5 protein-coding genes are annotated in these 6,255 nt (G+C 74.0%); 4 read left to right on the top strand and 1 reads right to left on the bottom strand.

Annotation, left to right across the window (positions count from 1 at the left end; all coding sequences use genetic code 11):
- Nucleotides 1-206 precede the first annotated feature (206 nt).
- The 4 genes from CK505_RS16470 to CK505_RS16455 all read left to right on the top strand — a co-directional run bounded on the left by CK505_RS16470 (nucleotide 207) and on the right by CK505_RS16455 (nucleotide 5,766).
- Nucleotides 207-1,124 carry a proteasome assembly chaperone family protein gene (locus tag CK505_RS16470; RefSeq protein ID WP_017834159.1) on the top strand — a complete coding sequence of 306 codons (918 nt, stop codon included), beginning with the start codon at nucleotides 207-209 and terminating at the stop codon, nucleotides 1,122-1,124.
- A gap of 93 nt (nucleotides 1,125-1,217) precedes the next feature.
- Nucleotides 1,218-2,513, top strand: coding sequence for a nitrate/nitrite transporter (locus CK505_RS16465; protein WP_017834160.1), 1,296 nt, complete (start codon nucleotides 1,218-1,220; stop codon nucleotides 2,511-2,513).
- A 120-nt stretch (nucleotides 2,514-2,633) separates the two neighbouring features.
- Nucleotides 2,634-4,082 (top strand): DUF4192 family protein, encoded by a 1,449-nt coding sequence (locus tag CK505_RS16460; RefSeq protein WP_095651743.1) that lies wholly within the window; start codon nucleotides 2,634-2,636, stop codon nucleotides 4,080-4,082.
- A gap of 187 nt (nucleotides 4,083-4,269) precedes the next feature.
- Complete coding sequence (locus CK505_RS16455; RefSeq protein WP_095651742.1) at nucleotides 4,270-5,766, top strand: RNA polymerase sigma factor; 1,497 nt, start codon at nucleotides 4,270-4,272, stop codon at nucleotides 5,764-5,766.
- Between the two features lie 159 nt (nucleotides 5,767-5,925).
- On the opposite strand, the gene CK505_RS16450 is transcribed toward CK505_RS16455, so the two are convergent.
- Entirely contained in the window at nucleotides 5,926-6,126 is a 201-nt protein-coding gene (locus CK505_RS16450) for a hypothetical protein (protein ID WP_017834164.1), read from the bottom strand.
- Nucleotides 6,127-6,255: the final 129 nt, after the last annotated feature.

Genomic DNA, 6,255 nt, shown 5'->3' with positions numbered 1-6,255 from the left:
GGACCGGCCCAGCAGGCGTGCTGTCGATCCTATCCTCGGCCGGCGCGCCGCCGGGGCCCGGACGCACGGGGCGGGCCCCGCGGGATCGGCGGGGAATAACGCGGTGCCCGCGGACGGTTGACATGATCCGGGCCCGCCGTCGCAGGCGTGCTCCCACCGGTCTCCCCACGGACGCCCGGAACCGACCCACCCCAGGAGGAAGAGCTGTGCTGGACCCCACCTCGCTGTACCTGAGCAACCCCGCTCTGCTCGAGGACGCCCGGGTTCGCGGACTGCCGCTGATCGTCGCCCTGTCCGGCTACGCGGAGGCGGGGCACGTGGCCGTGCAGATCGAGCACACCATCACCGAGGCCCTCCCGCACGAGGTCGTGGCCCGTTTCGACCTGGACCAGCTCTACGACTACCGGGCCCGCCGCCCGCACGTGAGCTTCGTGGAGGACCACTTCGAGGGCTTCCAGACCCCCGAGCTGTCCCTCCGGCTCGTCACGGACGGTCTGGGGCGCAGCTTCGCGCTGCTGACGGGCCCCGAGCCGGATCTGCAGTGGAACCGGTTCACCGAGGCCGTCGTGGGCCTGGCCCGGCGGATGGACGTGTCCCTCGTGGCCATCGTCTCGGGAATCCCCATGCCCGTCCCGCACACCCGTCCGTTCATCGTCTCGGTGCACGGCAACCGGGCCGACCTGCTGCCCGCCGAGCACGCGTGGAAGCCGGTCGTGGAGATGAGCTCGTCGGCCGCGCAGCTCCTCGAGATCCGGCTGGGCGAGGCGGGGATCGACAACATCGGCTTCACCGTGCACGTCCCGCAGTACCTGGCCGAGGCGCACCTGCCGCACGCCGCCGTGGCCGCCCTCGAGCACATCAGCGCCGTGACCTCGCTGACCCTGCCCTCGGACGAGCTGCGCGAGGCGGCCCGCGAGATCGAGCGCCAGATCGACCAGCAGGTCGGCGCCTCGCCCGAGGTGCAGGCGGTCGTGGCAGGACTGGAACAGCGCTACGATGACGTCGTCGACGCCTCGGTCCCGCGCTCCCTGCTGGTGGGGGACGAGTCCGAGCTCCCCGACGCCGACGAGATCGGCGCCGCGGCCGAGGCCTTCCTCGCCGCCCAGGAGGACGACCAGGACTGAGCCCGGCCGGCGCGCGGGGCGGTCCGGCGCCGTCCGGGGCGGCCCCGCCGTCCCGGGTCCCGGCCCGGCCCCGTCCCCCCGAGAGCGAAGTGCATGCCGTCCGACCGGTACCGGGCCCACGAGCCCGGCAAGGACTCCCGCCGCGCCTACCTGGTCTTCGCGATCGGCACCTTCGCCTACTTCAGCGCCGTGGCGCAGCGCACCAGCTTCGGCGTGGCGTCGGTCGACGCGGCCGAGCGCTTCGGCACCGCGGCCTCCGCGCTGTCGATGTTCTCGCTCATGCAGGTCCTCGTCTACGCGGCGCTGCAGATCCCCGTCGGCGTGCTCGTGGACCGCTTCGGCTCCCGCGTCATGGTCGCCGCCGGGGCGCTGCTCATGACGGCCGGGCAGGTCCAGCTGGCCCTGGCCGACACGGTCGGCGAGGGCGTGGCCGCCCGCGTGCTCGTGGGCGCGGGCGACGCGACCACCTTCGTGTGCGTGATGCGCCTGATCCCCGCCTGGTTCTCCGCGCTGCGCGTGCCGCCGCTGACCCAGTTCCTGGGCGTGGTCGGCAACCTCGGCCAGCTGGTGTCCGTCATCCCGTTCGCGTGGCTGCTCGAGCTCACCGGGTGGTTCCCGTCCTTCGCGGCGCTGGCCTCCCTCGCGCTGCTCGCCGCCGTGCTCGCCGCGACCCTGCTGCGCAACGCGCCCCCCGGGGTGGAGGTCCTGAACCCGGCGCTGGGCCTGCGGCGGACCGGCCGGGTGCTCCGGGAGAGCGTGGCCGAGCCCGGCACCCGGCTCGGCTTCTGGGTGCACTTCACCACCCAGTTCGCGGGCAACACGTTCGTGCTGATGTGGGGCTACCCCTATCTCGAGTACGCCCAGGACCTGTCGGACACCACGATCTCCCTGGTGATGACCTCCTTCGTGGTGACCAACCTGGCCGTGGCCCTCGGCCTCGGCGGGCTCTCCGCCCGCCACCCGCACCGCCGGGTGCGGCTGTCGCTGGGGGTGACCGCCGTGATCTTCGCGGCGTGGACGGTTCTGCTGGTCTGGCCCGGGACGGCCCCCGTCCCGGTGGTGCTGGCCGCCGTGTGCGTCATCGCGATCAGCATGCCGGCCTCCATGATCGCCTTCGACATCACCCGCAGCTTCAACCCGGCCCGCCGCTCGGGCACCGCCACGGGCATCGTCAACGTCGGTGGCTTCACGGCCTCGGTGCTGGCCATCTTCGTCACCGGCTTCGTGCTCGACGTGCTCCACGCCGCGGGCTTCCGCGACGAGCTGTACGCTCCCGACGCGTTCCGGGTCGCGATCGCGGCGCAGTTCCTGGTCGCTGCGGCGGGCGCCGCGGGCGTGCTGGCCACCGTCCGGCGGGTGCGCCGGCAGCACGGGCACGACGCCGCCTGACCGGCCGGCCGGTCCCGTCGGCACTGCACCGCGCCGGGCGCCGGGCCCCCGACCCGCCGGCCGTCCACAGACCGCGCCCCGGCGCGTGCCCCTGTACCGGCCGGTGCCCAGGCTGGGCGCATGAGACAGCACCCCATCCGAGACCCCTTCGTCCCCGTCGTCCGGTGCGCGGCCGACCTGCTCGCCGTCGTGCCGCACACGCTCGGCTACTGGCCCGCCGACTCCCTCGTCCTGTTCGCCGCCGGCGGCGGGACGGCAGGGGCGTGCGTGCGCGTCGACCTCCCGGCCGGCCCGTCCGACGAACGCCTCGGGGAGGCCTTCGTCGCCGAGCTCGCCGACCTCGTCGCCCACGACACCCTGAGCGACCGGGTCTTCGTCATCGTGTACACGTCGCCGCCGCCCGGGGACCCGTCCGGGGCCGCGGCGCCACCCGCCGCGGTGGACGGTGTGCTCGCCGTCGTGGACGAGGCCGCCCGACGCGCGGGGCGGGCGGTGGCGGCGCGCTGGATCGTGGCCGGCGACCGCTGGTGGCCGGCCGAGGACCCGGCCGACGTCCAGGACGTCGCGGACATCGAGGACAGCGCCGTCAACGCCGCGCTCGTGGCCTCGGGCAGCTCCTACGCGGCCGCCCCGCGGCTCGCCATGGACCAGGAGTACGGGGCGCTGCCCGCCGGCACCGCCCGAGCCGCCGGGCAGGCCGCGGTCCGCTGGGCACGGGCCGGTGCGGACGCATGGCACCACCTGGACCGCCTCGGGCCCGCACTGTCCGTCTGGACCGACGTGCTCGCCACGGTCCGGGGCGCGCCGGGGGATGCGGTGCCCGCGGTGCTGGACCACGACGACGACCTGCTCGGCTTCCTGGCCGCGAGCCTGGCCGACCCCGTGCTCGCAGACCTGCTCCTGGCCGCCTGCGCCACGGACGACCTCGACGGCGTCCTCGCGGCCGCCGCGATGTGGGCCGAGCTGTGCGACGACGTCGACGACCGGGTGGACGGACCCGACGCCCCGGGCGTTCCGATCGGACCGACCCGGGCGCCCCTCCCTCCGGGCGTCCCGCCGGTGCCCCGCCGACCGGCGGCCGGTCGCGGCGGCACCACGTCCGGCCCGGCCGCCGCCCGGGTGCCCGTGCCGGACGCGGGGGAGCTGGTCCGGCTCTCCCGCGTGCTCTCCGGCGAGTGGGCGGAGACCCCGCACTGGTCGCTGCTCGACACCCTCTACCGGGCGCTCCAGGTGCTCGGCTGGCTCCTGGAGCCCACAGGGCTGGGACCGGGGCCCGGACCGGGGCCCGGTGCGGGGGCGGCCGGCGGAGCGGCCGAGGACTCCGCGGGGACGGGCGACGCGGCGCGGACGGACGACGAGGCGCGGGGCCGGGCTGTGCTCGCGGGCGTGCTGGTCGAGCTCGCGCAGCTCAACCGGTTCCGGGCGCGCGGCTCCCACACCGCGCACTTCGTGCGCCGGGCCACGGCGCTGCTCCCCGGACACCCGCCCGCGCTGCGCGTGCTCCGCCTCGCCGACGCCCGGCCCGTGCCGCTCTGGGCCCGGGACCGTGCCACCGCCTGGCACTCCTGAGCCCCGTGCGACGAGCTTTTTCGGGTCCGTCCGGTCGAGCGGGAACAAATCCCGCCCACGGGTGGTTCCGGCTGTCAGGACCCTTCAAGCCCGCCGCGCCGGACACTGCCCGGCGCACGGACTTGACAGGGTCATAGGCGTGTTGCCCCGAGGGCGGACGCCGTGACCGCTCAACGAAAGGCTCTCAGTGTCACCTGCCGCCAGCAACAAGACGACGGACACCGCCGCCGAGACCCCGGGCACCGGGGACGCTCGGTCGCCGTCCGGCACCACGGGCACGTCGCCGCGGGCGAAGACCGCCGCTGCGAAGTCGACCGCGACCAAGAAGACCGTGGCCGCGAAGAAGACCACGGCGGCGAAGTCCACCGCCGCGAAGTCCACCGCTCCCAAGAGCGCCACCGCGGCCGCCTCGACGAAGTCCACCGCCGGCCGGTCGACCGCGACCAGGACCGCCGCGAGCAAGCCCCCGGCCGCACCGAAGGCCGCGGGCCGCAAGAAGGCCGCGGCCCCGGCGGACAAGGACGCCCTGGCCGTCGCCGGGGAGCCCGAGGAGGACGTCGTCGTCACCGACGACGCCGACATCGAGACCGCCCTGACCGACGAGGCCGGGGTGATCGAGCCCGACGTGGACGAGGACGCCGACGCGGAGGAGGAGGCCGCGCCCGAGGACGCGCCGGCCGTCCCATCGCCCAAGGACGAGAAGACCTCCGGCTTCGTCATCACCAACAACGACGACGACGACGCCCCGGCCCAGCAGGTCGTCTCCGCCGGCGCCACCGCCGACCCGGTCAAGGACTACCTCAAGCAGATCGGCAAGGTCGCGCTGCTGAACGCCGAGCAGGAGGTGGACCTGGCGCTGCGGATCGAGGCCGGCCTGTACGCGGAGCACAAGCTCGCGGACGGGAAGGACAGCCTCGACCCGCAGACCCGCAAGGAGCTGCGCTGGGTCATCCACGACGGCAAGCGCGCCAAGAACCACCTGCTCGAGGCCAACCTGCGCCTGGTCGTCTCGCTCGCGAAGCGCTACACCGGTCGCGGCATGCTGTTCCTGGACCTCATCCAGGAGGGCAACCTCGGACTGATCCGCGCGGTCGAGAAGTTCGACTACACCAAGGGCTTCAAGTTCTCCACGTACGCCACCTGGTGGATCCGCCAGGCCATCACCCGTGCCATGGCCGACCAGGCCCGCACCATCCGCATCCCGGTGCACATGGTCGAGGTCATCAACAAGCTCGCCCGCGTCCAGCGCCAGATGCTGCAGGACCTCGGCAGGGAGCCGACCCCGGAGGAGCTGGCGAACGAGCTCGACATGACGCCCGAGAAGGTCGTCGAGGTGCAGAAGTACGGCCGTGAGCCGATCTCGCTGCACACCCCGCTGGGGGAGGACGGCGACTCGGAGTTCGGCGACCTCATCGAGGACTCCGAGGCCGTGGTCCCCGCGGACGCCGTGAGCTTCACGCTCCTGCAGGAGCAGCTGCACTCGGTCCTGGACACCCTCTCCGAGCGGGAGGCGGGGGTCGTGGCGATGCGCTTCGGCCTGACCGACGGCCAGCCCAAGACGCTCGACGAGATCGGCAAGGTCTACGGCGTGACGCGTGAGCGCATCCGGCAGATAGAGTCCAAGACGATGTCCAAGCTGCGCCACCCGTCCCGCTCGCAGGTGCTGCGCGACTACCTCGACTGACAGGCCGTCCCCGCGCCCGGAGATCCTCCGGGCGCGGGGCGACCACGTCCGGGACCCGCGCACCGCTCCGGTGACCGGGGCGAGGACCGGACACGCAGGAGGGCCCCGACACCAGGTGTCGGGGCCCTCCTGCGTCGACCGCCCTGGGCGGTCGCCCGGTCAGGAACCGATGCGCTCGGTCTCGTCCTGCCAGGTGGCGGCCAGCGGCCGCAGCTTCTGCTCGTTCTTGCGCGCGTGGTGAGCGCAGAACAGCAGCTCACCGCCCGTCGACTCGAGGATCACTCGGACGTAGGCCTGGGCGCCGCACGCGTCGCAGCGGTCGGTCGCATTGAGCTCTCGGCTCTCCAATGTTGCGTTCACGGGATCCTCCTCCTGGGTCGTACTCGTTGCACGGGGCACGGGGCCGCCGGTGCGGGTACCCGGGGTCTCGTGGACGCGTCGGGGTACTGCTCTATACAACCACGACCCTCGGACAATCGATTCCGGCGG

Origin of the sequence: Kocuria sp. WN036, assembly GCF_002287015.1 — a bacterium.
Lineage (GTDB): Bacteria > Actinomycetota > Actinomycetes > Actinomycetales > Micrococcaceae > Kocuria > Kocuria rosea.
This window is presented reverse-complemented; position numbering and strand designations above follow the sequence as displayed.

Excerpts from the sequence above, each read along its gene's own strand:
- CK505_RS16465 (WP_017834160.1), top strand. The coding sequence starts at position 1,218 with ATGCCGTCCGACCGGTACCGGGCCCACGAGCCCGGCAAGGACTCCCGC.
- CK505_RS16460 (WP_095651743.1), top strand. The coding sequence starts at position 2,634 with ATGAGACAGCACCCCATCCGAGACCCCTTCGTCCCCGTCGTCCGGTGC.